Annotated in this window: 24 protein-coding genes and 1 pseudogene; 15 read left to right on the top strand and 10 right to left on the bottom strand. The window is 69.9% G+C overall.

Going from position 1 to position 24,840, the window contains the following annotated elements; translation table 11 throughout:
* Nucleotides 1-85 precede the first annotated feature (85 nt).
* The 3 genes from NLX83_RS05485 to NLX83_RS05475 all read left to right on the top strand — a co-directional run bounded on the left by NLX83_RS05485 (nt 86) and on the right by NLX83_RS05475 (nt 4,370).
* Nucleotides 86-1,456: a cystathionine beta-synthase gene (locus NLX83_RS05485; RefSeq protein ID WP_254233770.1), complete on the top strand. Its 1,371-nt coding sequence runs from the start codon at nt 86-88 to the stop codon at nt 1,454-1,456.
* 112 nt (nt 1,457-1,568) lie between these two features.
* Nucleotides 1,569-2,762, top strand: a complete 1,194-nt coding sequence (locus tag NLX83_RS05480; protein WP_254233769.1) for a hypothetical protein — start codon at nt 1,569-1,571, stop codon at nt 2,760-2,762.
* A gap of 468 nt (nt 2,763-3,230) precedes the next feature.
* The gene (locus NLX83_RS05475; protein ID WP_254233768.1) at nt 3,231-4,370 is read left to right on the top strand and encodes a cystathionine gamma-synthase; all 1,140 of its coding nucleotides are present in this window, start codon (nt 3,231-3,233) and stop codon (nt 4,368-4,370) included.
* A gap of 66 nt (nt 4,371-4,436) precedes the next feature.
* On the opposite strand, the gene NLX83_RS05470 is transcribed toward NLX83_RS05475, so the two are convergent.
* Nucleotides 4,437-4,691, bottom strand: coding sequence for a hypothetical protein (locus tag NLX83_RS05470; protein WP_254233767.1), 255 nt, complete (start codon nt 4,689-4,691; stop codon nt 4,437-4,439).
* A 158-nt stretch (nt 4,692-4,849) separates the two neighbouring features.
* Between NLX83_RS05470 and ilvA the strand changes: the two genes are divergently transcribed.
* The 3 genes from ilvA (at nt 4,850) to NLX83_RS05455 (ending at nt 9,392) form a co-directional block, all read left to right on the top strand.
* Complete coding sequence (ilvA, locus tag NLX83_RS05465; RefSeq protein ID WP_254233766.1) at nt 4,850-6,061, top strand: threonine ammonia-lyase; 1,212 nt, start codon at nt 4,850-4,852, stop codon at nt 6,059-6,061.
* Nucleotides 6,062-6,231: 170 nt separating this feature from the next.
* Nucleotides 6,232-8,265, top strand: a complete 2,034-nt coding sequence (locus NLX83_RS05460; protein ID WP_254233765.1) for an MMPL family transporter — start codon at nt 6,232-6,234, stop codon at nt 8,263-8,265.
* Nucleotides 8,262-9,392, top strand: coding sequence for an MFS transporter (locus tag NLX83_RS05455; protein WP_254233764.1), 1,131 nt, complete (start codon nt 8,262-8,264; stop codon nt 9,390-9,392). Before NLX83_RS05460 ends, NLX83_RS05455 begins: the two co-directional genes overlap by 4 nt.
* Before the next feature lie 210 nt (nt 9,393-9,602).
* Here the strand turns inward: NLX83_RS05455 and hppD are convergent, their stop codons facing one another.
* Nucleotides 9,603-10,784 carry a 4-hydroxyphenylpyruvate dioxygenase gene (gene hppD, locus NLX83_RS05450; protein ID WP_254233763.1) on the bottom strand — a complete coding sequence of 394 codons (1,182 nt, stop codon included), beginning with the start codon at nt 10,782-10,784 and terminating at the stop codon, nt 9,603-9,605.
* Between the two features lie 154 nt (nt 10,785-10,938).
* Here hppD and NLX83_RS05445 point away from each other — a divergent pair, with 154 nt between their 5' ends.
* Nucleotides 10,939-11,430, top strand: a complete 492-nt coding sequence (locus NLX83_RS05445; RefSeq protein WP_254233762.1) for an Lrp/AsnC family transcriptional regulator — start codon at nt 10,939-10,941, stop codon at nt 11,428-11,430.
* Nucleotides 11,431-11,440: 10 nt separating this feature from the next.
* Here the strand turns inward: NLX83_RS05445 and NLX83_RS05440 are convergent, their stop codons facing one another.
* From NLX83_RS05440 to NLX83_RS05425, 4 genes are all read right to left on the bottom strand, one after another.
* Nucleotides 11,441-11,761 (bottom strand): type II toxin-antitoxin system PemK/MazF family toxin, encoded by a 321-nt coding sequence (locus NLX83_RS05440; protein WP_254233761.1) that lies wholly within the window; start codon nt 11,759-11,761, stop codon nt 11,441-11,443.
* On the bottom strand, nt 11,758-12,042 hold the full coding sequence (locus NLX83_RS05435; RefSeq protein WP_254233760.1) for a hypothetical protein: 285 nt from the start codon (nt 12,040-12,042) through the stop codon (nt 11,758-11,760). Before NLX83_RS05435 ends, NLX83_RS05440 begins: the two co-directional genes overlap by 4 nt.
* A 110-nt stretch (nt 12,043-12,152) precedes the next feature.
* Complete coding sequence (gene greA, locus NLX83_RS05430; protein WP_254233759.1) at nt 12,153-12,650, bottom strand: transcription elongation factor GreA; 498 nt, start codon at nt 12,648-12,650, stop codon at nt 12,153-12,155.
* Nucleotides 12,651-12,829: 179 nt separating this feature from the next.
* Nucleotides 12,830-13,267, bottom strand: coding sequence for a DUF4307 domain-containing protein (locus NLX83_RS05425; protein ID WP_254233758.1), 438 nt, complete (start codon nt 13,265-13,267; stop codon nt 12,830-12,832).
* A gap of 156 nt (nt 13,268-13,423) precedes the next feature.
* On the opposite strand from NLX83_RS05425, the gene mca reads away from it, so the two are divergent.
* Nucleotides 13,424-14,305 carry a mycothiol conjugate amidase Mca gene (gene mca / locus NLX83_RS05420; RefSeq protein WP_254233757.1) on the top strand — a complete coding sequence of 294 codons (882 nt, stop codon included), beginning with the start codon at nt 13,424-13,426 and terminating at the stop codon, nt 14,303-14,305.
* A complete protein-coding gene (locus tag NLX83_RS05415) occupies nt 14,302-14,538 on the top strand; it encodes a hypothetical protein (RefSeq protein WP_374118660.1) in 237 nt (78 codons plus the stop codon). The genes mca and NLX83_RS05415 overlap by 4 nt, the downstream gene beginning before the upstream one ends.
* Before the next feature lie 31 nt (nt 14,539-14,569).
* Here NLX83_RS05415 and NLX83_RS05410 read toward each other — a convergent pair.
* Nucleotides 14,570-15,286: pseudogene (locus NLX83_RS05410) on the bottom strand (metallophosphoesterase); the annotation flags it as partial.
* Between the two features lie 99 nt (nt 15,287-15,385).
* Here NLX83_RS05410 and NLX83_RS05405 point away from each other — a divergent pair.
* Together NLX83_RS05405 and NLX83_RS05400 are read left to right on the top strand one after the other, a co-directional pair.
* Nucleotides 15,386-17,392, top strand: a complete 2,007-nt coding sequence (locus tag NLX83_RS05405) for a thioredoxin domain-containing protein (RefSeq protein ID WP_254233756.1) — start codon at nt 15,386-15,388, stop codon at nt 17,390-17,392.
* A 111-nt stretch (nt 17,393-17,503) separates the two neighbouring features.
* Complete coding sequence (locus tag NLX83_RS05400; RefSeq protein WP_254233755.1) at nt 17,504-18,103, top strand: hypothetical protein; 600 nt, start codon at nt 17,504-17,506, stop codon at nt 18,101-18,103.
* Here the strand turns inward: NLX83_RS05400 and NLX83_RS05395 are convergent.
* Complete coding sequence (locus NLX83_RS05395) at nt 18,100-18,432, bottom strand: hypothetical protein (protein ID WP_254233754.1); 333 nt, start codon at nt 18,430-18,432, stop codon at nt 18,100-18,102. The two genes, NLX83_RS05400 and NLX83_RS05395, sit on opposite strands and share 4 nt — an antisense overlap.
* 94 nt (nt 18,433-18,526) lie before the next feature.
* Between NLX83_RS05395 and NLX83_RS05390 the strand changes: the two genes are divergently transcribed.
* The gene (locus tag NLX83_RS05390; protein WP_254233753.1) at nt 18,527-20,278 is read left to right on the top strand and encodes a serine/threonine-protein kinase; all 1,752 of its coding nucleotides are present in this window, start codon (nt 18,527-18,529) and stop codon (nt 20,276-20,278) included.
* Here the strand turns inward: NLX83_RS05390 and trhA are convergent.
* Nucleotides 20,275-20,955 carry a PAQR family membrane homeostasis protein TrhA gene (gene trhA, locus NLX83_RS05385; RefSeq protein WP_374118659.1) on the bottom strand — a complete coding sequence of 227 codons (681 nt, stop codon included), beginning with the start codon at nt 20,953-20,955 and terminating at the stop codon, nt 20,275-20,277. The genes NLX83_RS05390 and trhA overlap by 4 nt on opposite strands.
* Before the next feature lie 393 nt (nt 20,956-21,348).
* Nucleotides 21,349-21,762: a CoA-binding protein gene (locus NLX83_RS05380; RefSeq protein ID WP_254233752.1), complete on the bottom strand. Its 414-nt coding sequence runs from the start codon at nt 21,760-21,762 to the stop codon at nt 21,349-21,351.
* 55 nt (nt 21,763-21,817) lie between these two features.
* On the opposite strand from NLX83_RS05380, the gene NLX83_RS05375 reads away from it, so the two are divergent.
* The 3 genes from NLX83_RS05375 to NLX83_RS05365 are packed head-to-tail and all read left to right on the top strand — an operon-like array spanning nt 21,818 to nt 24,782.
* Nucleotides 21,818-22,612 carry an isoprenyl transferase gene (locus tag NLX83_RS05375; RefSeq protein WP_254233751.1) on the top strand — a complete coding sequence of 265 codons (795 nt, stop codon included), beginning with the start codon at nt 21,818-21,820 and terminating at the stop codon, nt 22,610-22,612.
* A gap of 24 nt (nt 22,613-22,636) precedes the next feature.
* Nucleotides 22,637-23,872 (top strand): DUF885 domain-containing protein, encoded by a 1,236-nt coding sequence (locus NLX83_RS05370; protein ID WP_254233750.1) that lies wholly within the window; start codon nt 22,637-22,639, stop codon nt 23,870-23,872.
* Nucleotides 23,862-24,782 carry a PfkB family carbohydrate kinase gene (locus NLX83_RS05365; RefSeq protein WP_254233749.1) on the top strand — a complete coding sequence of 307 codons (921 nt, stop codon included), beginning with the start codon at nt 23,862-23,864 and terminating at the stop codon, nt 24,780-24,782. Before NLX83_RS05370 ends, NLX83_RS05365 begins: the two co-directional genes overlap by 11 nt.
* Nucleotides 24,783-24,840: the final 58 nt, after the last annotated feature.

The following is a 24,840-nucleotide window of genomic DNA, read 5'->3' as shown; positions in this document are numbered from 1 at the left end:
CTGCGACTACCCTCGGCACGCCACAGGCCGCGCGGGCGGGCACCCCCCGCGCGCGGTCGCGCAGACAGCTGAGAGGGAAGCACCGGTGGAGTACGCCGAACACATTGTCGACCTCGTGGGCAACACCCCGCTGGTCAAGCTGAACTCCCTGGCCGAGGGCCTGGCACCGACCGTGCTGGCCAAGGTCGAGTACTTCAACCCCGGCGGCAGCGTGAAGGACCGCATCGCGCTGCGCATGGTCGAGGCGGCCGAGCGCTCCGGTGAGCTCCGCCCCGGCGGCACCATCGTCGAGCCCACCTCCGGCAACACCGGCGTCGGCCTCGCGCTCGTCGCCCAGCGCAAGGGCTACAAGTGCGTCTTCGTCTGCCCGGACAAGGTCAGCGAGGACAAGCGCAACGTCCTGAAGGCCTACGGCGCCGAGGTCGTGGTCTGCCCGACCGCCGTCGCGCCCGAGCACCCGGACTCCTACTACAACGTCTCCGACCGCCTGGTGCGGGAGATCCCGGGCGCCTGGAAGCCCGACCAGTACTCCAACCCGCAGAACCCGGAGAGCCACTACCACTCCACCGGCCCCGAGCTGTGGCGGCAGACGGACGGGAAGATCACCCACTTCGTCGCGGGCATCGGCACCGGCGGCACCATCTCCGGGACCGGGCGCTACCTCAAGGAGATCTCCGGCGGCAAGGTCCAGATCATCGGCGCCGACCCGGAGGGCTCGGTCTACTCCGGCGGTTCCGGCCGCCCGTACCTGGTCGAGGGCGTCGGCGAGGACTTCTGGCCGACCGCGTACGACCGCGAGATCTGCGACGAGATCGTGGCGATCTCCGACGGGCACTCCTTCGACGTGACCCGCCGCCTCGCCCGCGAGGAGGGCCTGCTGGTCGGCGGCTCCTGCGGGATGGCCGCCGCCGCGGCGCTGCGGGTGGCCGCGAAGCTCGGCCCGGACGCCGTCGTCGTCGTGCTGCTGCCGGACGGCGGGCGCGGCTACCTGTCCAAGGTGTTCAACGACTCCTGGATGTCCTCCTACGGCTTCCTGCCGCCGGACCAGAACAGCCACACCGTCGGGGATGTGCTGCGCCGCAAGGACGGCACGCTGCCCGAGCTGGTGCACGCACACCCCAACGAGACGGTGGCCGACGCCATCGCGGTGCTCAGGGAGTTCGGTGTCTCCCAGATGCCCGTGGTGAACGCCGAGCCACCGATCATGGCGGCCGAGGTCGCCGGAGCGCTCAACGAGCGCGATCTGCTCGACGCCCTGTTCACCGGGAACGCCCAGTTGACCGACCGCGTCGAACAGCACATGTCCCCGCCGCTGCCGACCATCGGCGCCGGTGAGGCCATCAGCACCGCGATGAAGGCACTGTCCGATGCGGACGGAGCGATGGTGCTGGAGGATGGCAAACCGGCAGGCGTGGTGACCCGGCAGGACGTGCTGGGTTTCCTCGCCGGCCGTTGACCGTGAAGATCGACACATCCGACCACAGCCAATGCGCCTCTCGTCCGTTCGGAGCATCCGCTAGCGTTGCCGCCCACGGACTTACCGGCCAGGCCAAGGGGGTAGGAACCCGATGACCGCTCCTCAGCCGCCCGAGAACCAGAACCAGGGCGGCCAGCAGGCACCAGGCGAGAACAACGAGAACAAGGGAGGTGCCGCGGGAGACCTCCCCACGACAACGCATGGCGCCGGCCAGGAGGGCCAGGGGATCACCTCCGCCCTCGGCGGTTCCCCCGGCGAAGGCTCGGACGCGACCCAGGTGGTGTCGCCGTCCGGTCAGCAGCAGGCGGCGCCTGCCGACGCGTCCTCCGACGCGACCCAGGTGGTCGCGGGCGGTGCCTCCGCGCAGCAGCCGCAGCAGGGCTACGGGCAGCAGCCCGGCGCCCAGCAGCAGCCGCAGTGGGGTGCCCAGCAGCCGCAGCAGCAGTGGGGTCAGCAGCCCCCGCAGCAGCCCGGCACCCCCTCCGGCGGCTTCCAGCAGCCGGCCTGGGGCGCCCAGCAGCAGCCCGGCGCGCAGCCGCAGGGCCAGTGGGGCCAGCAGCAGCAGTGGGGTCACCCGCAGCAGCAGGGCTGGGGTCAGCCCGCCGCGTCCAACGGCCCGCCGTTCCTGGCGATCGCCACGTGGGCGAGCTTCGTCATCGGCGGTCTCGGTCTCATCCTGGGGCTGACCCAGCTGCCGAGCCTGTTCGCCGCGATGGACGCGATCGGCAGCCTCGGTTCGTTCTCCGGTGGCCGGATCGCCGGTAGGTCGTTCCCCAGCTCCGGCACGCTCACCTTCGGGCTCATCCTCGCGTTCGTGCAGATCGCGCTGTACCCGTTGCTGGCGTTCGGTGCCTTCTGGGCCGGGATCAAGTGCAAGGCCCAGGGCCGGCTCATCGCCGGTGGCGCCGCCGCCGGTATCGCGGCGATCGGCATCATCGTCGCCATCATGCTGGGCGCGGTCATGGGCGGCGGGGTGTGGGTGGGGATCATCCTCAACTCCGCGCTCGCCGTGATCTGGTTCCTCCCGCAGACCGCCGCCGGTATCGGCACGCCGGTCATCGGCGGGGGCGGCGGCCACCAGGCGCAGGCCTGGGGGCAGCAGCAGGGCCAGTGGGGTCAGCAGCAGCCCCAGCAGCAGGGCCAGTGGGGTCAGCCCCAACAGCAGCAGCAGCCGCAGCAGCAGTGGGGCCAGCAGGCTCCGCAGCAGCCCCAGCAGCAGTGGGGTCAGCAGCCGCAGCAGCCCGGCCAGCCGGGTCAGCAGCAGGGGTGGCCCGGCCAGCAGTAGGCCGAGTCGTTCCACCAGCTCCACGACGTCAGCCCCCGGCACTCCGCCGGGGGCTGACGTCGTTTCACCGTCGAACCAAGGGGGAACTTCGGTGACCGGTCCGCATCCACCGAACAACCAGAACGGTTGGTACCCGCAGCAGTGGGGTTGTCAGCCCCGCAGTCGGGGCATCCGCCGAAGTCTCCGTCGCAGACCTCGACAGGGTGGCCGTGAAGTTTCCTGAGGAACTTGCCGAAGCGGCGGCCACCAATCGCCGTCTGTACCTCGGGTTGACGTTGGTGATCAGCGGCCTCGTGGCCCATGCCGCGCTCGGCGTGTTCGCCGGATTCGCGGGCAGGGGCAAGGGGTGGGGCCAGCAGCGTCCCCAGCAGGGTGGCCGGGTCAGTAGCGGGCGCGGTGCCGTATTCCGGCGAAGCGGTGTGGCGTACATCGGGTCGACAGGGGCGGGGGAGTGCGTAGGCTCGTCGCATGAGTGACGGCTTCGCGACCAGGGCTATCCACGCCGGTCAGGAACCCGACCCGCACACCGGGTCGGTCATCGTGCCCATCCACGCCACCTCGACCTACGCCCAGGACGGCGTCGGCGGGCTGCGCGAGGGCTACGAGTACTCCCGGACCGGCAACCCGACGCGGACGGCGCTAGAGACCTGCCTGGCCTCGCTGGAGAGCGGCAGGCACGGCCGTGCGTTCGCCTCCGGCATGTCGGCCACGGACGTGGCGCTGCGCTCGCTCTGCCGCCCCGGGGACCACATCGTCATCCCGAACGACGCCTACGGCGGCACGTTCCGGCTGATCGACAAGGTCCTGAGGCACTGGGGCATCGAGCACACCCCGGTCCCACTGTCCGATGTGGACGCTGTGCGCGCGGCGATCCGGCCGAACACCAAGGTGCTCTGGTGCGAGACGCCGACCAACCCGCTGCTGAACATCGCCGACATCGCCGCGCTCGCCCAGGTGGCGCACGGCGCGGGCGCGAAGCTGGTGGTGGACAACACCTTCGCCTCGCCGTACCTGCAGAACCCGTTGGAGCTCGGCGCCGACGTGGTGCTGCACTCCACCACCAAGTACGTCGGCGGCCACTCCGACGTCGTCGGCGGGGCGCTGGTGACCAACAGCGATGAGCTGGCCGAGCAGTTCGCCTTCCTGCAGAACGGCGGCGGCGCGGTGCCCGGTCCGTTCGACGCGTGGCTGACGCTGCGCGGGGTGAAGACCCTGGCGCTGCGGATGGAGAAGCACAGCGACAACGCCGAGCGCGTGGTCGAGGTGCTGACCCGGCACCCGAAGGTGACGAAGGTGTACTACCCGGGCCTGCCGGAGCACCCCGGGCACGACGTCGCGGCGAAGCAGATGCGGCGCTTCGGCGGGATGATCTCGTTCACCGTCGCGGGCGGGGAGCAGGCCGCGCTGGACGTCTGCTCGCGCACCCGGCTGTTCACGCTGGCCGAGTCGCTCGGCGGCGTCGAGTCGCTGATCGAGCACCCCGGCCGGATGACCCACGCGAGCACCGCGGGCTCGCTGCTCCAGGTGCCCGCGGACCTGGTGCGGATCTCGGTCGGCATCGAGGACGGCGAGGACCTGGTCGAGGACCTGCGCTCGGCGCTGGGCTGAACACCACTGGGCTGAAACATGAAGGGCGCCAACCGGTTCAGGTTGGCGCCCTTCGTCGTCCGTGCGTCAGGGGCGGATCTTGCCAGGCGTCTGCTTGCCCTCGGCCTGGTCGGCTCCGGGGTCCTTGGGCTGCTGCGGCCCGACCGGCAGATCGCCGTGTTCGACGCAGCCGCCGACGAGTTCCAGCACCGAACCGCGCTGGACGATCTCACCCTGATCCGCACAACCCGTCTGCACGACGGTGTACACCGCCGTGAACGTCAGCGCTCCGGCCGCGGCCAGGGCCGCGATCAGGGAGAGCGTCCCACCGCTGCGCGTCATGTGAGCCATCCGCTCGCTCCAGGGGTCATCTCGGCCGCGATCGGCCTGCGGGATCGGGCTGTCACGCGAGCACGAAGCGCGCACCGACCTCGTAGCAGAGGGTACCCGCCCGGTCGAGCCGTGTCCCGAGTGCCGATGGCCTGGCAGGATCTCCCGACATGGAGCTGGTCAGTCTCGACCGCATCCACGCGGCGCAGAAGTTGCTGGCGGGCGTGGTTCGGCACACCCCGCTTGAGCTCTCCGGCGTGCTGGAGCGGCTGCACGGAACGCCGGTCTACCTCAAGTGCGAGAACCTCCAGCGCACTGGCTCGTTCAAGCTCCGGGGCGCCTACGTGCGCATCCACGGCCTCTCCGAGGAGCAGCGGTCGCGCGGGGTCGTCGCCGCGAGCGCGGGCAACCACGCGCAGGGCGTCGCGCTCGCCGCGTCGCTGCTCGGCTGCCAGGCGACCGTTTACATGCCGACCGGGGCACCGCTGCCCAAGCTCGCCGCGACGCGTTCCTACGGCGCCGAGGTGCACCTGCACGGCGCGACCGTCGACGAGGCACTGACCGAGGCGAAGCTGTTCGCGGAGAAGACCGGCGCGGAGTTCATCCACCCCTTCGACCACAACGACGTGATCGCCGGTCAGGGCACCATCGGGCTGGAGATCCTGGACCAGCTGCCCGATGTCCGCACCATCCTGGTCGGCTGCGGCGGCGGTGGGCTGGTCGGCGGGGTCGCCGCGGCGGTGAAGGCGATCAAGCCGGACTGCCGGGTGATCGGCGTGCAGGCGGAGCAGGCCGCGACCTGGCCCCCGTCGCTGACCAACGGCGCCCCGACGAAGCTGCCGGAGATGCACACCATCGCCGACGGCATCGCGGTCGGCATCCCCGGCGAAGTGACCTTCGCGCACGTGTCCGCGCTCGTCGACGACATCCTCACGGTCAGCGAGGAGTCGCTGTCGCGGGCGCTGCTGATGTGCCTGGAACGGCAGAAGCTCGTCGTGGAGCCCGCGGGCGCCGCCGCGATGGCAGCCGTGCTCGACCATCCAGGGCGGTTCCCCGGCCCGGTCGCAGTGGTCCTCTCCGGTGGCAACGTGGACCCGCTGTTGCTGCTGCACGTGATCCAGCACGGTCTGAACGCGGCGGGCCGGTACCTGTCGCTGCGGGTGCGCGTGCCCGACAAGCCCGGCTCGCTCGGCGCGCTGCTGACCAGGATCGGCGCGCTCGGCGCCAACGTGCTGGACGTCGAGCACACGCGCGTCTCCGGCGCGCTGGCCCTCGGCGAGGTCGTCGTGGCGCTGAACCTGGAAACCCGCGGAGCCGAGCACTGCCAGCAGGTCGTCACCACGCTCCGCCAAGTCGGCTACACCGTCTCCCGCCAACTCTGACCCCCGCCGTTTAAGCCCTGAACGGGTCGTTCGGGGAATCTAACGCCCCCAACGACCCGTTCAGGGCGCTCAACGCCCCGAATGACTCGTTCAGGGAATCCCACGTGGTGAGTGAGGCGTTGAGCTGGGGTGATTGACATACATTCGTGTGTGTATGTAACTTCGCGGGCATGTCAGGGACCCGCGCTCGTCTGATCGTGTTGCTCGCCGTTCTCGGTGTCGGCTTCGCGGCCTGGGTTGGCGCGGACGTGGCTGGCCACCTCGCGAACGGCGGCTACGTGGCGAGTTCCGCCGAGTCCGAGCGCGCGGAGCGGGTGCTGCGCGAGACCTTCGGCGTGGAGCGGCCCAACATGCTGCTCCACGTGACGGCCCCGGCCGACGAGCCCGCGGTCGTTCGAGCGGGGAGTGACCTCACTCGACGTCTCGAGGCGCTGCCGGGGGTGGTCTCGGCGCACTCGTACTGGAGCGCCGGAGACCCGCGGCTCAAATCCCCCGGTGGTGGCTCGGCGATCGTCGCGCTGCGCCTGGGCGGCGACGAGAACGCGGCACAGCGGACGGCACGGCAGATCGTGCGCGACTTCGTCGGGCGCCACGGTCCGCTGGCGATCGCGGCTACCGGAGAGGCTCCCGGCAACGCGGAGGCGCTCGACCAGGGAGACGCGGACCTGGTGACCGCCGAACTCACCGCGGCCCCGATGATCCTGCTGATCCTGTTGCTGGTGTTCAGGACTCCGCTGGCCGCGTTGCTCCCGTTCGTCGTCGGAGTGGTGTCCGTGGTGTCCACGATGGCCGTGCTCCGGATCGTCGCCGAGTTCACCGAGGTCTCCACATTCGCGCTGAACATCACCACGCTGCTCGGATTCGGCCTGGCGATCGACTACAGCCTGTTCGTCCTCGTCCGTCACCGCGAGGACGGGGACGTGCGTTCGGCCGCGCGCACGGTGCTGTTCTCGGCGGTCACCGTGGCGATCTCGGTGAGCGCGCTGCTGATCTTCCCGCTCTACTTCCTCAGTTCCCTTGCCATCGCGGCGATTCCCGTGGTCCTGATCGCGGGCTTGACGGCGGTGACCGTGCTCCCCGCGCTTGTTGTCCTCTGTGGACAGTGGCTGGAGCGCGGCGACATCTCGCGCTTCCTTCCGCGTTCGGCGAAGGGCCCGGTCTGGGGCAGGCTGGCCGCGCTGATCATGCGCAGGCCGGTGTCCTGGGCGGTCCCCGTCGTGCTCGGTCTGCTGTTCCTGGCGATTCCGTTCGGCCATGCGAAGTTCGGCCTGACCGACGAGCGCATTCTGCCGCCGGACAGCCCGGTTCGGGCCACCGCTGTCGCCATTGAGCGCGAGTTCGGCCGAGCGTCTTTCGATCCGCTGACGGCCGTGCTCATCGGGGTGTCGGATCCGGGTCCGTACATCGCGTTGCAACGTGAGCCGGGAGTGTCCAATGTGGACGTTGAGAGGCGTGGTGATGTGCACCGCGTCTCGGTCGCATTGTCCGTGCCGCCGTACTCCAATGAGGGAGAACGGTTGGCGCGCAAGCTCTCCGAGTTGCGTCCGGCTTCCGGAGAAGTGCTTCGCACCGGGCCCTCCGTCGCGTTCGCGCACACGAAGGACGTGATCGCCGAGCGCATTCCGTACGCGCTCGCGCTCATCTGCGTCGCGATGTTCGTGCTGCTGTTCCTGTTCACCGGCGGCCTGCTCGTCGCGGTGAAAGCGTTGCTGTTCGGAGCGTTGAGCCTCACCGCGAGCTTCGGCGCGATGGTCTTCGTCTTCCAGGACGGCAACCTCGCCTGGCTCGTCGGCGACTTCACGGCAACGGGCTACCTGGACGTGACCGTTCCGGTGCTGATGTTCTGCGTCGCCTTCGGATTGTCCATGGACTACGAGGTCTTCCTGCTCGCCAGGATTCGCGAGGAGTACCTGGCGACCGGCGACAACGCGCGGGCTGTCGTGGCTGGCCTTGCGAAGACCGGCTCGGTGATCAGCTCCGCCGCCTTGCTCATCGGCGTGGTGCTGCTCGCGCTGGTGACCTCGGAGATGTCCGTGCTCAAACTCCTGGGGCTCGGGCTGTTCCTCGCGGTCCTCGTCGACGCCGTGCTCGTCCGCGGAGTGCTCGTCCCCGCATTCATGAAGATCGCGGGTCGCGCCAACTGGTGGGCCCCGCCCCTGCTTCGCCGGGTGCACGCCCGGCTCGGAATCAAGGAAAACCAGTGAAGAAATCCACGGCGGCCACGGTCGCTTCGGTCGCCATAGCCACCGACATGTTCGCCTACGGCGTCGCCATTCCCGTTCTGCCCCGCATAGCCGGAACATCACCCACTCAGATCGGTGTTCTCTTCGCGGTCTACGCGGCCACCATGCTCATCGCGACGCCTTTGGTCGGCAAAGCCGTCGACCGGGTCGGAACTAGAAAGCCAATGCTGGTCGGCCTTTTTGGCCTCGCAGCCGCCACGCTGTTGTTCGCCTACGCGCAGTCATTCGCCGGAATGCTCATCGCGCGAGCCCTGCAAGGCGTTGCCGCCGCGGTCTCCTGGACGGCCGGACTCGCGCTCATCGCCGCGACGCACGAGCCGGAAGAACGCGGCAAGGTCATGGGAATCGCATTGTCCTCCATGAGCATCGGCGTGCTCATGGGTCCGATCGCCGGTGGTCTGCTCGCCGACGCGTTCGGCACCAGCGCGCCTTTCCTGTGCGCCGCCGCAGTGGCCTTCGCCGATGGGCTTCTGCGGATCTTCCTCGTACGGGACGAGGACACCGTTCGGGAGACTTCTCCGCAGGTCTGGCGTCATCCCGCGACGCCCGCCCTGTTCGGCGTCACCGCGCTCGGGGCGGGGCTGATCGCCTTCCTGGAAGCCATTCTCCCGCTGCGCGTCGTGCAGGGCTTCGACGCTTCGCCGACCACCATCGGCGTGCTTTTCGCCGTCGCGACACTGGTGTGCGCGTTCGCCGCTCCGCTCGCCGGAAGCCTGGCCGACCGCTTGTCGAGGGTCGCGCTCGCGATCGGCGGCGCCGTCCTTGCCGCGGCCGGGCTGCTCATCGTCGCCGTGGCGGGATCGGTTTGGCTGACCGGTGTCGGCCTCACCGTGGTCGCTGTCGGCGGCCAGTTCGTCCTCGCGCCGACCCTGACCCTGATCGCCGAGCTGGCCGACGCGCAGTCCCCGCCCGCTTATGGTGCGGCGTACGCGTTGTACAGCGTCGCTTACACCAGCGGCCTGCTGATCGCGCCGCTGCTCGCGGGCATCGGGGCCGACGTCATCGGCTTCACCGGCATCATGCTGGCCGCCGCCGTGCTCGCCGTGGCGATCTCCCTCGCACTGCGCCCCGCCAGCCGTCGCGCATAAAAGCGTCGTCAGGATTGGCCAACCTGGCGACACCCATAGCGTCGCCCGCGGGGTTCGGGCGTCTTCAAGTACCCCCGACCCCCGCGCTGACGATCGTCAACCGCTACAAACCTCGGCGCTCGCGGGGGTTTGTAGCGGTTGGCGACCGCTGTGACCGGGGTTGGGTGGTCTTGAAGACGCTCCAACCCGAGTGGTGATGGCGCCTCGGCGTCAGAGATTGCCTCGGCGCTCCTGCTCGCGCTCGATGGCCTCGAACAGGGCCTTGAAGTTGCCCTTGCCGAAGCCGAGCGAGCCGTGCCGCTCGATCATCTCGTAGAACACGGTCGGCCGGTCGCCGGTCGGCTTGGTGAAGATCTGCAGCAGGTAGCCGTCCTCGTCGCGGTCCACCAGGATCTTGCGGCTCTTCAGCTCCTCGATCGGCACGCGGACCTCACCGATGCGGGCACGCAGCTCCGGGTCGTCGTAGTAGGAGTCCGGGGTTTCCAGGAACTCCACACCCGCGGCCCGCATCGCGTCCACAGTGGACAGGATGTCGTTGGTGGCGAGCGCGATGTGCTGGCAGCCGGGGCCGCCGTAGAACTCCAGGTACTCGTCGATCTGCGACTTGCGCTGCGCCACCGCGGGCTCGTTCAGCGGGAACTTGACCCGGTGGTTGCCGTTCGCGACGACCTTGCTCATCAGCGCGGAGTAGTCGGTGGCGATGTCGTCGCCGATGAACTCCGCCATGTTCACGAAGCCCATGACGCGGTTGTAGAACTCGACCCAGTAGTCCATCTTGCCGAGCTCGACGTTGCCGACGCAGTGGTCGACCGCCTGGAACAGCCGCTTCGGCGCGCCATCGGGCTTGCGGTAGGCACCCGCCCTGGCCACGTAGCCGGGGAGGTAGGGGCCGGTGTAGCGGGAGCGGTCGATCAGGGTGTGCCGGGTCTCGCCGTACGCCGCGATGGCCGCGATGCGGACGGTGCCGTGCTCGTCGGAGACGTCGCGCGGCTCGTCGAGGACGGTGGCGCCCTGGGCCCGCGCGTGCTCGACGCAGCGGTCCACGTCGCCGACCTCCAGCGCCAGGTCCACCACGCCGTCGCCGTGCGCGCGGTGGTGGTCCAGCAGCGGGCTCTCCGGGGACACGCCGCCGTTGATCACGAAGCGGGCCGAGCCGGACTTGAGCACGTAGGACTTGTGGTCGCGGTTGCCGGTCTCCGGACCCGAGTACGCGACCTGCTCCATGCCGAAGGCGGTCTGGTAGAAGAGCGCGGTCTGGGTGGCGTTGCCCACCACGAAGACCACCGCGTCCATCGCCTTGACCGGGAACGGGTCGCTGGAGGAGTCGTAGTCCACCAGGCCGACCAGCTGCCGCAGCTGGTCGAAACTCACGTCGTCCATGGGCTTGGTCATGGCCCCTCCTCGTGGTCGGCGTTCGGTCGGTGACCTCGAGGATGGGTGTGCCAGGACACTGTGAGCAACACTCAGTCGAATCACTGTGCAGAATGCTCAGTATCTTCACGGAAACAGCCGTCAGATCGAGCAGCCTGCCCAGGAGGAGCCCGCCATGACCGAGGGCGTTGCCGAGGACCCGCTCGACGCGTTGGACGCGCGGTTGCTGCTGCTGCTCACCGACGAGCCCCGGCTGGGCGTGCTGGAGTGCTCGCGGCGGCTCGGGGTGGCGCGGGGGACCGTGCAGGCGCGGCTGGACCGGCTGGTGCGGCGGGGTGTGCTCGGCGGCTTCCCGCCCGCTCTGGACCTGGCCGAGATGGGCTACGGGCTGACGGCCTTCGCCATCCTGGAGATCGCCCAGGGCCGCAGGCAGGAGGTCGCCGAGCGGCTCTCCGCCATCGACGAGGTCTGCGAGGTGCACGCCACCACCGGCCAGGGCGACCTGCTGGTGCGGATGGTGGCGCGGTCCAACGACGACCTGCAGCGGGTCATCGACGAGGTGGTCGGCGCGGACGGGGTGCAGCGCACCTCCACCGCCATCGCGCTCTCCACGCCGATCCCGCCGCGGGTGCGCCCGCTGCTGGAACGCCTGCTCGCCGACTCCTGACACGCCCGGCTCAAGGAAGGGCGAGCGCGACCTTCAATGCCGTGTTGACCTTCATCAGGGTCTGCGGCGTGACAGCTCCCGCCTGCTCACCGAGTTCTTCGTGGGCCAGCTGCTGGAGATCGTCGACGTTGATCACACCGACCATCGGATCGGACGGCGAGAGCGGCACGAACGTCGGCAGCCCGACATTCTTGCTGGTGGTGGTGATACGAACCGCCAGCAGGCTGGGGATGGCCCGGTTTCGCATGTTGTTCGAGACCACCAACCATGGCTTGTTGCCGAAACCGATGTCGGACCAGTAGATCTGGCCGCGGAGAACAGGTGCGCTCACCTGCCACCTCGTCGCCGTGCGCGGGCCTCGGGCACATCGCTTACCTCGTCCCAGACCTCGGCGAGTTCGGCGTAACCCCGTTCGAGTGCCTGCTCCTGGAGCCGAACCGCGCCGAGGTGCATCAGCGCACGCAGGATGGCCGCTTCTGAGGCGTCCTCGGTGAGGGTGATGCCCAGTGGAGCGACCGCCTTGGCGAGTAACTCGAAGTTGGCCGAGTCGCGTGCGACCTCGATCGTCTCCGCGTCGAGTTCGCTGAGGGAGATCGACATGCGCTTCGTCATACACCAAGGGTAACACCAGATGGTGGTGCATTTGTGTGCACCACCACGTGGTGGCTCCTGGCACGCAAAAGACCCGGCCGCTGCGGCGACCGGGTCTCGCGTCAGCGTCGTCAGCCGGTGTAGGGCTTCACGGAGGTCAGGGTGACCGCGGCCTTGTTGCCGTTGGGCAGCTCGTACTCGCGGGTCTCGCCCTTCTTGGCGCCGAGCAGGGCCTTGCCCAGCGGCGAGTTCGGCGAGTAGGTCTCCAGTCCGCCGTGCGAACCCTCCTCGCGGGCGCCCAGCAGGAAGGTCTCGGTCTCGTCGTCGCCCTGGTAGCGGACGGTCAGCACCATGCCGGGCTGCACGACCCCGGAGTCGCTCGGCGCCTCGCCCACCTTGGCGCTGCGCAGCAACTCCTGGAGCTGGCGGATCCGCGCCTCCAGCTGGCCCTGCTCCTCGCGGGCCGCGTGGTAGCCGCCGTTCTCCTTGAGGTCGCCCTCTTCCCGGCGAGCGTTGATCTCCGCGGCGATCACCGGGCGCCTGGCGATGTGCTCGTCAAGCTCCTGCTTGAGCCTGTCGTGCGCGTCTTGGGTCAGCCAAGTCACCGGGGTCTCGGTCACGGTTACCACTCCTCGTCTCCTCCCGGGCCCCACGGATGTGGGGCCGGCAGCATTCGCGCCCTAAGGCTTGTGGGCACGAACGGAAAAACACGGCCTCGCGAAAGAGGCCGTGCCATCGACCGAGGGTAGCACGTTTGGGGGTGCCGACGCCCGGGTTTTCCGGGCTGCCGGGTCCTCGTTATCCCAGTTCACCCACTTGGCCGTGGGGTAGGTGCCAGATACTCCGGGACCTGGTATGAGCAGCCGAAAACCTCACCGGTAACGGGTCGTTTCGAAGTGCGGATAACCGTTGTTCGCAAAGAAAGATCGCGTGCGGGCGGCACGTAGACCTCTTTCCTGCCGACCTCGTCGCCGTCGGCCGAACGGGCCCGCACGACGCACGCCGCGGCCCGTTCCGGCTCGTCCCGGATCACCTGAAAGTCGATCTTGACGTTGGCGTCGTCGAGGACCGTGAACGCGGTCCGCTCGGTGCTGATCGGCTGGGTGCCGAGGTTCAGGAAACCGACCACCGTGACGGCCACGCCCAGTGACAGGAAGAACACCAGGAGTGAGACCTGGGCCCAGCGCGGCATCCGGCGGTCCCGGTCGCGGCCGTAGCGCCCCGGCGGAAGTGCCTGTTCGCTCACGTCGGGCCAGCTCCTCGCCGAGATTGTCAGTCCTTGTAGGAACAATGGGTGTGGTCGTCGGAGTTGAGTATCCCAGGGCAGACAGACACAGGGGGGTCCGCCCTCTGCGTCTGGCCCTGGCCGGACGACTGTGAGCAGGAGGGACCACGCCTACCTATGGCTGAGAAGCTGCGTTTGATGACGGTGCACGCGCACCCGGACGACGAGTCGAGCAAGGGTGCCGCCACCACGGCGCGGTACGTCGCCGAGGGGCACGAGGTGATGGTGGTCACCTGCACCGGCGGTGAGCGGGGCAGCATCCTCAACCCCGCGATGGAGCGCCCCGAGGTCGAGGCCAACATGGGCGAGGTGCGCAGGGGGGAGATGGCCCGCGCCGCCGAGATCCTCGGCGTCCAGCACCGCTGGCTGGGCTTCATCGACTCCGGGTTCCCCGAGGGCGACCCGTTGCCGCCGCTGCCGGAGGACTGCTTCGCGCTGGTCCCGCTGGAGGTCTCCACCGAGGAGCTGGTCCGCGTGGTCCGGGAGTTCCGGCCGCACGTGATCATCACCTACGACGAGAACGGCGGGTACCCGCACCCGGACCACATCCGCTGCCACGAGGTCTCCGTCGCCGCCTTCGACGCGGCCGGTGACCCGGACCGGTTCCCCGACGCGGGCGAGCCCTGGCAGCCGCTGAAGCTGTACTACTCGCACGGCTTCTCCCGGGCGAAGATGACCAAGTTCCACGAGGCGCTGCTGGCCAGGGACGGCGAGTCGCCCTACGGGGAGTGGCTGGAGCGCTGGGCCGCCGACCGGCCCGACGTGATGGAGCGGGTCACCACCCAGGTCGAGTGCGGCGCGTACTTCCAGCAGCGGGACGACGCGCTGATCGCGCACGCCACCCAGATCGACCCGACCAGCCGCTGGTTCGCCATGCCGAGGGACCTGGAGCGCGAGCTGTGGTCCACCGAGGAGTACGAGCTGGCCAGGTCGTTGGTGGACACCACGCTGCCCGAGGATGACCTGTTCACCGGGGTGCATGAGAAGGTCAGTGCGTGACTGGTTACAACGGAACGGTGGCGCTGGTCGTTCAGGCGCCACCGCAACCGGACGACCCGGGCGGCCGGGGTGAGGACTTCGGCAAGGCCGCGCCGGTCGGCCTGCTCCTGCTGATCCTGTTCTTCGTCGCGGTGGCCTTCCTGGCGCGGTCGATGAACAAGCACCTGCGCAAGGTCCCGGCGACGTTCGACAAGCCCGCCGAGCCCGCGAGCGAGGACAAGCAGGACAGCTGAGTCAGAACAGGGCGCCGTACACCGCGTGCCGGTACCAGACGCGGCGCGCGGCGATGTCGACGATCTCCTGCTCGGGGTAGCGGAACGCGGTGAGCCTGCCGCCGAAGACACAGCCGGTGTCCAGGCACATCGCGTTGTTGACCCACTTCGCCTCGGTGACCGGGGTGTGGCCGTAGAGCACCGTGGCCGCGCCCCGGTACTTCTCCGCCCAGGGCAGGCGCACCGGCAGGCCGTTGGCGTCGGTCTCGCCCGTGGTGTCCCCGTACAGCGCGAACGCCTTGGCGCGGCCGGATTCCACGCCGTGCAGCCGCTCTGGCAGGCCCGCGTGCGCGATCACCAGCCTGCCGTCGTCGAGCACCAGGTGGACCGGCAGGTCGAGCAGGAACTCCAGCACTCGCTCGCGGAACCCCTCGGACTGCTTGGCCAGCTGTTCCAGTGACTCGGCCAGCCCGTGCCGCGCCGAGACCTTGTCGCCGCGCAGCGCCCGCGCCAGCTTCAGGTCGTGGTTGCCGCACACCATCAGCGCGTTGCCGGAGTCGACCATGCCCATGACCAGGCGCAGCACGCCCGGGGTGTCCGGCCCGCGGTCCACCAGGTCGCCGACGAAGACAGCCTTGCGGCCCCTGCGGTGCGCGGCGTCGACAGGGCGGCCCTGTGCGTCGCGGACCAGTTCGTAGCGCAGCGTCTCCAACAGCGCGACCAGTTCCTCCTGGCAGCCGTGCACGTCACCGATCACGTCGAAGGGGCCGTGCTCTTCTGGGCGGACGATCCTGGAGGACTGGCTCATGGTCGCTACTGTGCCAAAACGGGTAATCAGGAGACTCGACCCCGCAGCGAAGGGACGCCGATGCCGAACCGGCTCGCCGAATCCACCAGTCCGTACCTGTTGCAGCACGCCGACAACCCCGTGGACTGGTGGCCCTGGGGCGAGGAGGCGTTCGCCGAGGCCCGGCGCCGCGAGGTGCCGGTGCTGCTGTCCGTCGGGTACGCGGCCTGTCACTGGTGCCACGTGATGGCGCACGAGTCCTTCGAGGACCCTGCCACCGCCGAGCTGATGAACGCGAACTTCGTCAACGTCAAGGTCGACCGCGAGGAGCGGCCGGACGTCGACGCCGTCTACATGGAGGCGACGCAGGCCATGACCGGCCACGGCGGCTGGCCGATGACCTGCTTCCTCACCCCCGATGGCGAGCCTTTCCACTGCGGCACCTACTACCCGCCCGCGCCGCGCCAGGGCATGCCGTCCTTCGCCCAGCTCCTGCAAGCGGTGGGCGAAGCCTGGCGGGAGCGCGGCGAGGAGGTCCGCGAGGCGGCCACGCGCATCGTCACCCAGCTCACCGAGCAGGCTTCCCCGCTGCCCGTGTCCACTGTGGACAGTGCAGTGCTGTCGGGGGCGGTGTCGCGACTGATGACCGACTTCGACGCGAGCAACGGCGGTTTCGGTGCCGCGCCGAAGTTCCCGCCGTCGATGGTGCTGGAGTTCCTGCTGCGCCACCACGAGCGCACGGGCTCCGTCGAGGCGTTGACCATGGCGGAGGACACCTTCGAGGCGATGGCCCGAGGCGGCATGTACGACCAGCTCGCGGGCGGCTTCGCGCGCTACAGCGTCGACGCGTCGTGGGTGGTGCCGCACTTCGAGAAGATGTTGTACGACAACGCTTTGCTGTTGCGCGGCTATGCCCATCTGGCCAGGAGGACTGGCTCCTCGCTCGCGCGCAGGGTCGCGGCCGAGACGGCCGAGTTCCTGATCGGTGAGATGTTGACGCCGGAGGGCGGGTTCGCCGCGTCGCTCGATGCGGACACCGAAGGCGTCGAAGGGCTCACATACGCCTGGACGCCCGCACAGCTGACGGAAGTGCTTGGCGCGGAGGACGGTGAATGGGCCGCGCTTCTGTTGGAGGTCACCGGAGAGGGGACCTTCGAGGACGGGATGTCCACGCTGCAACTGCGCTCCGACCCGGACAACGCCGAACGGTGGGAACGCGTCCGGGCGCAGCTGCTCGGCGCTCGCGCGGGTCGTCCGCAACCGGGCCGGGACGACAAGGTGGTGACCGCGTGGAACGGCATGGCCATCGCCGCGCTGGCCGACGCGGGTGCCGCACTGGATCGTCCACAGTGGATTGAAGCGGCGATATCGGCCGCGGATCTGTTGCTGCGGAAGCACTATGTGGACGGACGGCTGCTGCGGAGTTCCCGGGACGGTGTCGCGGGACGCGCGGCGGGTGTTCTTGAAGACTACGGGTGCCTCGCCGAGGGCTTGCTCGCGCTGTACCAGGCGACGACCACGCCGAAGTGGCTGCACATCGCGATGCACCTGCTCGACACGTCGCTCGACCGGTTCGCCGACCCCAACGCCGTCGGCGTCTTCTACGACACGGCCGACGACGCGGAGAAGCTGGTCCGTCGTCCCTCCGACGTCTCCGACAACGCCAGCCCCTGCGGCAGTTCGTCCCTGGCTGGCGCGTTGCTGACCGCGTCCGCGCTCGCCGGAGCCGACCGCGCCGCGCGCTATCGGGACGCCGCCGAGCACGCGATCGCCCGCGCCGGGTTGCTGGCCGCCCGTGCGCCGCGGTTCGCGGGGTGGTGGCTCGCGGTGGCGGAGGCGCGGGAGCGCGGACCGCTCCAGGTCGCGATCGTCGGCGCGGCGGGGGACGAGCGACGTCAGGAGCTCGCGCGCGCGGCGCTGAGCGCGCTGCCGGGCGGTGCTCTGTTGCTCGTGGGCGAGCCGGACGACGGTCCGCTGTTGGCGAACAGGCCGCTCGTCGACGACGGCCCAGCGGCGTACGTGTGCCGCGGCTACGTCTGCGACAGGCCGGTGACCAGCGTCGATGAGGTGACGAGTGCCCTGTCGTAGCGCTGGTCGGAACGCCCCCGGGTCCGCCCGGGGGCGTTTTTCGTGCCAGGGAACAGTCGTTGATGGTGTTACGTTTGTAGAGGTGTAATTATGTAATCAAAGGAGAGTGAGATGCACGGACGATTTGTGCTGACGGCCAGGGACCGGCGCGGATGGGGCGGTGGCGGAGGCCGCGGCCGGGGTGGCTGGCAGCAGGCCGACCTGCCCTCGGCCGAGGACGCGGCGGGCTGGTTCGCCGGACGCCTGCCGGACGGCTGGTTCACCGGCGCGCCCGCGGTGACGGTGGACCGCGAGGAGATCGTGGTGGTGGGCGAGCTGCCCGCGCTGGACGGTGACCAGCCCGACGAGGCCGGGCGCGCCGCGGCGGAGGCGGGCCGGATCGCCCGGTTCCGCGAGCAGACCCGCGAGGAGCGGATCGAGATCGCCCGCCAAGCCGAGCACCGCTACGGGCGCAAGGTGGCGTGGGGTGCGCGGCTCGGCGACACCGAGGAGCTGTTCACCACGCTGTCCGTTCCGGTGATGACGCGGCTGCGCCAGCCGGAGCGCCTGGTGCTGGACACCTTGGTGGACGCGGGAATCGCGCGGTCGCGCTCCGAGGCGCTCGCGTGGGCGGTCCGGCTGGTCGGCGATCATGCGGAGAGCTGGCTCGGTGAGCTGCGCGAAGCGATGTCCAAGGTGGACGAACTGCGCGCGAAGGGGCCCGCGCTCTAGCGGTAGCCGGGCAGGCCGGGCACGCGGCGCACGCCTTCGTTGTCGTCCATCCAGCTCGCCCGGGTGGTGAGGAAGGACAGGTCCATGGCTGAGCGATCGGCTGCCTCCAGCAGGTTCGTCCCCTCGGCTTCGGTGAGCGGGGCGAACCAGCTGGTCAGGTCGTCGTCACCGCCGGCCCAGTTGACGTACTCCAAGAAGCGGTAGAACCAGTACGAGCCGCACGCGGTGCACCGCATGACGGCTTCCAGATCGTGCGTCGACTCGTCCAGGACGCGCAGTCGCTCCAGCGCGGGAGCCTGGCAACAGTCGAGGTGGCTGCGGGCCTTCACGGCTCGGCACCCTACGCGCCGGAAGTCAGGTGTTCGCCAGAGGCGTTGATGACTGCCCGTGGTGGTGAGCACACGCCCAGTACCATCCGGCCGCGTGGCGGATCAGCTGATCGCCGGCCGGTTCCGGCTCCAGGAGCGGATCGGTGCGGGTGGCAAGGGCGTCGTCTCGCGCGCCACCGACGAGCAACTGGGCCGCGTCGTCGCGCTGAAGCGGGCATTACCCGGGGCGGGCGAGCGCGATCTCGCCCGACTCAAGGACGAGGCGCGGATCGCGGCAGCCCTGCACCACCCGCACGTGGTCACGTTGTTCGACGTGGTCCAGGACGGGGCTGACCACTGGCTCGTGCTGGAGTACGTGCCCTCGCGGAGCCTGGCCGAGATCCTGGAGGACGAGGGCTCGCTGCCGCCGCGGCGGGCCGCGCGGATCGGGGCGCAGATCGCCGACGCGCTGCGCGCCGTGCACGCGCACGGGGTCGTGCACGGAGACGTCAAGCCGGGCAACGTGCTCGTCACCGAGGACGACACCGCCAAGCTGACCGACTTCGGCATCTCGCACGTGATCGGCGCAGCGGTGACGCTGACCGACACCGGCCTGGTCAGCGGCACTCCCGCCTACGTGGCTCCCGAGGTGGCCCGGCACGACAAGCCGACTTCCGCGTCGGACGTCTTCTCGCTCGGGGCAACGCTTTTCGCGGCCGTGGAGGGGGAGTCGCCGTACGGATCGACGGGCAACGCGCGGGCGATGCTGCACAGGGCGAGCCGGGGGAAGATCTCGTCGCCGGGCAAGGCGGGCGAGCTGGCGCCGGTGCTGAAGGCGTTGCTCCGCCCGGAGCCCGAGGACCGGCCGGACGCGGCCGAGGCGCTGCGGATGCTCAGGGCGGTCCTGGGCGAGCCCGCGCCGGAGAAGTCCACTGTGGACAGACCGCGACGCGGCGTGCTCGTTGCGGCTGTGGGCCTGGTGATCGCGATCGTCGCCGCGCTGGTGTACTTCTGGGGCGGGTCCGGCCGGGTGCTGGGGGCGGGCGACCAGCGGACGGCCGATCCCTGCGCATTGCTGGATCCCGCCGCCCTCAAGGGTTTCGGCACGGCCACCCTGGTCGAGGACCGCGGCGTCTTCAGCCGCTGCGATCTGGACGTGCGGATGTTCGACGGGATCAAGGTCGACGTCCAGCTGCGCCTCGAAGACGCGTTGCCACCCGGTCTGAACCCGCCGGGGACCTACGAAGAGCGGGGCGATGTGGGGATCGCCCGGGAGTCGTACACCGGAACCCTCTGCGTGCACACGATCGTCCTGGCCGACCGGAACCGGGTCGTCATCGGCGTGGAACGGTCCAAGCGGGGGGCGGCGAACCTGTGCGCGCTGGCCGACGCGGTGTCCGGTCACGCCATTTCGGTGCTGGAACGGCAGGGCGGTTTGCCGCGGCGCACGACCCCGTTCGCGCCGAACTCGCTCGCCACGGTGGGCGCCTGCGGACTGCTCGACGCCGAGGCCCTCAACCGGGTTCCGGGTATCGACCCCCGCCGCCCGGACACCGCCTTCGCCGACTGGGAATGCCGTTGGCGCAACAGCGAACCCACCATCGGTGTGACGGTCATCTTCGACCGGGCGACGCCGCTGGCCGCCGACGACGGGCAACTGGTCCGGATCGGCGGCCGCGAGGCGTACTTCAAACAGGAGGAGGGTGAGGACGACGACACCTGCGCGATCCGTGTGCCCCACCGCGCGTACGGGAAGCGGATCGAACTGCTGAGCATCCGCGTCAGCGGCAGCCAACCGCTCGCCCAGCGCTGCGCGACGGCTGTCGAGCTGGCCCGCTCGGCCACCGCGAAGCTGCCGCCCGCCTAGGGGTACAAGACGAACCAGATCGCCACGTAGTGGCAGATCGCGGCGAGCACGGTCGCGGCGTGGAAGAACTCGTGGTGCCCGAAGGTCTTCGGCCACGGGTTCGGCCACGAGGTCGCGTAGAGCACGCCGCCGATCGTGTAGAAGCCGCCGCCGACCAGCAGCAGCACCAGCGCGGTGACACCGCCCGTTGCCAGGATGTCCGGCAGCACGAACACGGCCACCCAGCCGAGCGCGATGTAGATCGGCGTGCCCAGCCAGCGCGGCGCGGTCGGCCACGCGAGCTTCAGCGCGACGCCGGCGACAGCTCCGCCCCAGACCACGGCGAGCACCGTCGTCCCGGTCTCCGGCGGCATGGCCAGCAGGGAGAACGGCGTGTACGTGCCCGCGATGAACACGAAGATCATCGAGTGGTCCAGCCGCTTCATCCACACCCGCGCCTGGCTGGTCAGCCAGTCCCGCCGGTGGTAGAGCGCGCTGATCCCGAACAGGCCGAGCACGGTCACCGCGTAGACGGAGGTGCCGAGCGCGGCCTTCGCGCCCACGGTGGACGCGGCGAACGCGATCAGCGTGGCGCCGGTGGCGAATGAGATCCAGAAGGACCAGAAGTGGATCCAGCCCCGCATCCGCGGCTTCTCGAAGGCCGGTTCCACCGTCGTGGCAAGGGATTCCGTGGTCACGCCCCCAAGGTTACGGCACCGTAGGTTACGTGCAAGTAACCCTGGTCGATATCACAGTCCTCCCAGGAGTGGTCTTCCGCACTGAATGAGTCATTGAGGTACTCCAGCTCCCCCAATGACTCATTCAGGTACTTCCGGCCGCCCCGAACGACCCGTTCAGGGACCTCAACGCCCTCAACGACTCGTTCAGGGACTCCAACGCCCCAAACGAGTCATTGGGGTACTTCCAGCGCCCTGAACGAGTCGTTCGGGGACCTCAACGCCCCAAACGAGCCGTTCGGGGACCGAGGCCGAACGTGCTGAATGAGTCATTGGGGCGGCTGAGCGCACCGAATGACTCATTCAGCACGTTCAACGGGACAAACGAGGCATTGGTGGGGGCTGGGTGGAGGGTCAGGGGAGGCGGGCGTGCTCGACCTTGAGGCATCGGTTGGCGATGACGGACAGGCCCGCGTCCCTTGCCCGGGCCTCCGCGTTGGCGTTGGTGATGCCCAGCTGGAGCCAGACGGCCTTCGCGCGCACGGCGATCGCGGACTCGACCACGGGCGGCACATCCGAGGGGCGGCGGAACACGTCCACCACGTCGATCGGCTCCGGGATGTCTTCGAGCGCGGCGTGGACGGGGTTGCCGAACAGCTCACCGGAGAGCTTCGGGTTGACCGCGAACACCTGGAACCCGGCGCGCTGGAGGTAGGTCGCGACGCCGTGGCTCGGCCGGTCGGGGCGGTCGCTCGCGCCGACCACCGCGATCGTCCGCATGGACCGCAGGACCTGCTCCATCATCGCTGACTCTCCGTGTCCGCTCATGTGTCGAGTGTGGCCGGTTCGGGTGCCTCCTACACCCGGCGTACCCTTTTCAGACGTGGGTGTGCGCGATACGCGGTTGTGGAAACGGGCCCGGGACATCGTCTACAAGGGCTACGAATGGCGGCTCAGCCGGGCCGTTGTCGGTCAGCAGCACCCGCGCCACGTCGGCGTCATGCTCGACGGGAACCGCCGGTGGGCCCGCGAGGCCGGGCTCGACGACGTCAACGACGGCCACCGCGCGGGCGCCGACCGGATCGCGCACCTGCTGAACTGGTGCCAGGACGCCGGGGTCGAGGTCGCGACGCTCTGGTTGCTGTCCACCGACAACCTCAACCGCGAGGCGTCGGAGCTCCAGCCGCTGCTGGAGATCATCGCCGGGGTGGTCGACGAGCTGGCCGCGCCGGAGACGCCGTGGCAGGTGCGCATCGTCGGCACGCTGGACAAGCTGCCGGAGGAGATCGCCCACCGGCTCTCCTCCGCCTCCGTGCGCACCAAGAACCGCACCGGCATGCAGGTCAACATCGCCGTCGGCTACGGCGGGCGGCAGGAGATCGCCGACGCCGTGCGCAAGCTGCTGCTCAAGCACGCCGAGGCGGGCACCAGCATCGAGGAGCTGGCGGAGGTCCTCGACGTCGACCACATCGCCGAGCACCTCTACACCTCCGGTCAGCCCGACCCGGACCTGGTCATCCGCACCTCCGGTGAACAGCGCCTTTCGGGTTTCCTGCTCTGGCAGTCGGCGCACTCGGAGTTCTGGTTCTGCGACGCGTACTGGCCGGACTTCCGCCGCGTCGACTTCCTGCGCGCGCTGCGCGAGTTCGGCGCGCGGCACCGCCGTTTCGGGAACTAGCGAAGGCTCGTAAGCTCCCGCGCCGTGGAGGGAACCCAGCTCGTTCGCGAGTACCTGCTGCTCGGCCTGCGGTTTGATCGCCTCGTTGAGGGCTTCGTCGACGCGTACACGGGCGATCCCGCGCTGCGCAGGCAGGTGGAGAACGAGCCAGCGCCCGATCCGGAGGCGCTGGCCGCCCGCGCCAGGGACCTGCGCGGTGAGCTGGCCGGGATCGACCTCGCGCCCGAGCGCGTCCGCTTCCTCGACGCCCACCTCGTCGCGCTGGAGTGCTCCGGCCGCAAGCTCGCCGGGCAGGACGTCAGCTTCGTCGACGAGGTCGAGGCCTACTTCCAGGTCCGGATCTCCCGCGGCGAGGAGGACGGCTACCGCGAGGCCCACCGCGAGCTGGACCGGCTGCTGCCCGGCGACGGATCGCTCGGCGAGCGGCTCAGCGCCTTCCGCAAGCGCGACGAGGTGCCCGCGGAGAAGCTGGAGCCGTGCGTGCACGCGCTCTCCAGCGTGTTGCGGGACAAGGCGCGCACGGTCTTCGGGCTACCGGAGCAGGAGACCGTCCAGTACGAGGTGGTCACCGACAAGCCGTGGAGCGGGTTCAACTACTACCTCGGTGACTACCGGTCGAAGGTCGCGATCAACGCCGATCTCGGGCACCGGATGGCGAACCTGCCGCACCTGATCGCGCACGAGTCCTACCCGGGCCACCACACCGAGCACTGCCGCAAGGAGGCCGGGCTCGTCGGCAAGCACGGCCAGAGCGAGCAGACGATCTTCCTGGTGAACACCCCGCAGTGCCTGATGGCGGAGGGGCTGGCCGATCTGGGCCTGCACGCGCTCGTCGGCGCCGGGTGGGGCCCGTGGACGCAGGAGGTCCTCGGCGACTTCGGCCTGCACATGGAGGGCGAGCAGGTCGAGCGGATGGAGGGCGCGCTCGGCGGGCTGCTGTCCGTGCGGCAGGACGCGGCGCTGATGCTGCACCACCACGGCGCCGACCCGGACGAGGTCTCGGCCTTCCTCCAGCGCTGGCTGCTGGTGAACGAGGCGCGGGCCAAGCAGATGCTGCGCTTCCTGTCCGACCCGCTGTGGCGCGCCTACACGTCCACCTACGTCGAGGGCTACCGGCTGCTGCGCGCGTGGCTCGACGCGCGTCCCAGCGGCCAGGACCTCGCGGAGCGCTACCGCAGACTGCTCGACGAGCCGTTGGTGCCGGTGACCGTGCGCGAGGAGCTCGCCGCCGCCGTTCCGGTGGTCCCGCGTGGTGGCTGACCGGGCCGGAGCGGTGCTGTGCGTCGGACTGGCGACGGTCGACGTGGTGCACCGGGTCCCGGTCTTCCCCGCCGCGAACACCAAGCTCACCTCGACCCGGCAGGACGTGGCCGCGGGCGGGCCAGCCACGAACGCGGCCGTCACCGCGGCGGCGCTGGGGTCGCGGGTCACGCTCCTGACCGCGCTCGGGACGCACCCGCTGGCGCACTCCATCCGCGACGAGCTCACCGCGTTCCGGATCAGCGTCCGCGACGCCACGCCCGACCGCGTCGAGGCGCCCGGGGTCTCCGCGATCGCGGTGCACGAGGGCACGGGGGAGCGCAGCGTCGTCTCCGCCGACGCCCGCGGCGTGGACCCGTGCCCGCCCGCCGAGCTGACGCGGCTGGTGTCGTCGGCGGACGTGTTGCTGCTCGACGGGCACCACCCCCGGCTCGCGCTGGCGGCGGCGCAGACCGCGGCCCGGCTCGGCGTGGCGGTGGTCTTCGACGCCGGTCGCTACAAGCCGCACCACGAGCAGTTGCTGGACTGGGTGGACATCGCGGTGTGCTCGGGCGACTACCGGTTACCGAATTGTGAGCAGGAGGAGCGGACAATTCGGGCACTCGGCGAACGGGTGGCGGTTGGGGCGATGACCCGGGGACATGATCCGATCGTGTGGTGGCGCGACGACGTCCGCGGCGAGGTTCCGGTGCCGGTCGTATCGGTTCAGGACACGCTGGGTGCCGGTGACGTGTTCCACGGGGCCTTCGCCCACGCGGTCGCCGCCCGCGGTTGGAGCGGCGGGAAAGTGGCTGATCACCTGGCGTTTGCGGCCCGTGTCGCCGGGCTCAGGGTGCAGCACTCCGGGCCGCGGAGCTGGCTGGAGAGGTTACCCTCCGTAGTCGATTTGGGTCCGGCACCGTCGCTCTGAGCAGGGGCTCTCGTGGGCCGCCGCCGCTGTGTAAGCGGTACGTAGCGTTGCGATGACG

This window comes from Allokutzneria sp. A3M-2-11 16 (assembly GCF_024213555.1).
GTDB lineage: Bacteria > Actinomycetota > Actinomycetes > Mycobacteriales > Pseudonocardiaceae > Allokutzneria.
The sequence above is the reverse complement of the archived record's forward strand: the minus strand, read 5'-3'. Positions and strand labels throughout refer to the sequence as shown.

Bases quoted from the DNA above. Each gene is read 5' to 3' on its own strand.
- NLX83_RS05480 (WP_254233769.1), top strand. From the start codon at position 1,569: ATGACCGCTCCTCAGCCGCCCGAGAACCAGAACCAGGGCGGCCAGCAG.
- NLX83_RS05475 (WP_254233768.1), top strand. From the start codon at position 3,231: ATGAGTGACGGCTTCGCGACCAGGGCTATCCACGCCGGTCAGGAACCC.
- NLX83_RS05470 (WP_254233767.1), bottom strand. From the start codon at position 4,691: ATGACGCGCAGCGGTGGGACGCTCTCCCTGATCGCGGCCCTGGCCGCG.
- ilvA (WP_254233766.1), top strand. From the start codon at position 4,850: ATGGAGCTGGTCAGTCTCGACCGCATCCACGCGGCGCAGAAGTTGCTG.
- NLX83_RS05460 (WP_254233765.1), top strand. From the start codon at position 6,232: ATGTCAGGGACCCGCGCTCGTCTGATCGTGTTGCTCGCCGTTCTCGGT.
- hppD (WP_254233763.1), bottom strand. From the start codon at position 10,784: ATGACCAAGCCCATGGACGACGTGAGTTTCGACCAGCTGCGGCAGCTG.
- NLX83_RS05445 (WP_254233762.1), top strand. From the start codon at position 10,939: ATGACCGAGGGCGTTGCCGAGGACCCGCTCGACGCGTTGGACGCGCGG.
- NLX83_RS05435 (WP_254233760.1), bottom strand. From the start codon at position 12,042: ATGACGAAGCGCATGTCGATCTCCCTCAGCGAACTCGACGCGGAGACG.
- mca (WP_254233757.1), top strand. From the start codon at position 13,424: ATGGCTGAGAAGCTGCGTTTGATGACGGTGCACGCGCACCCGGACGAC.
- NLX83_RS05405 (WP_254233756.1), top strand. From the start codon at position 15,386: ATGCCGAACCGGCTCGCCGAATCCACCAGTCCGTACCTGTTGCAGCAC.
- NLX83_RS05400 (WP_254233755.1), top strand. From the start codon at position 17,504: ATGCACGGACGATTTGTGCTGACGGCCAGGGACCGGCGCGGATGGGGC.
- NLX83_RS05380 (WP_254233752.1), bottom strand. From the start codon at position 21,762: ATGAGCGGACACGGAGAGTCAGCGATGATGGAGCAGGTCCTGCGGTCC.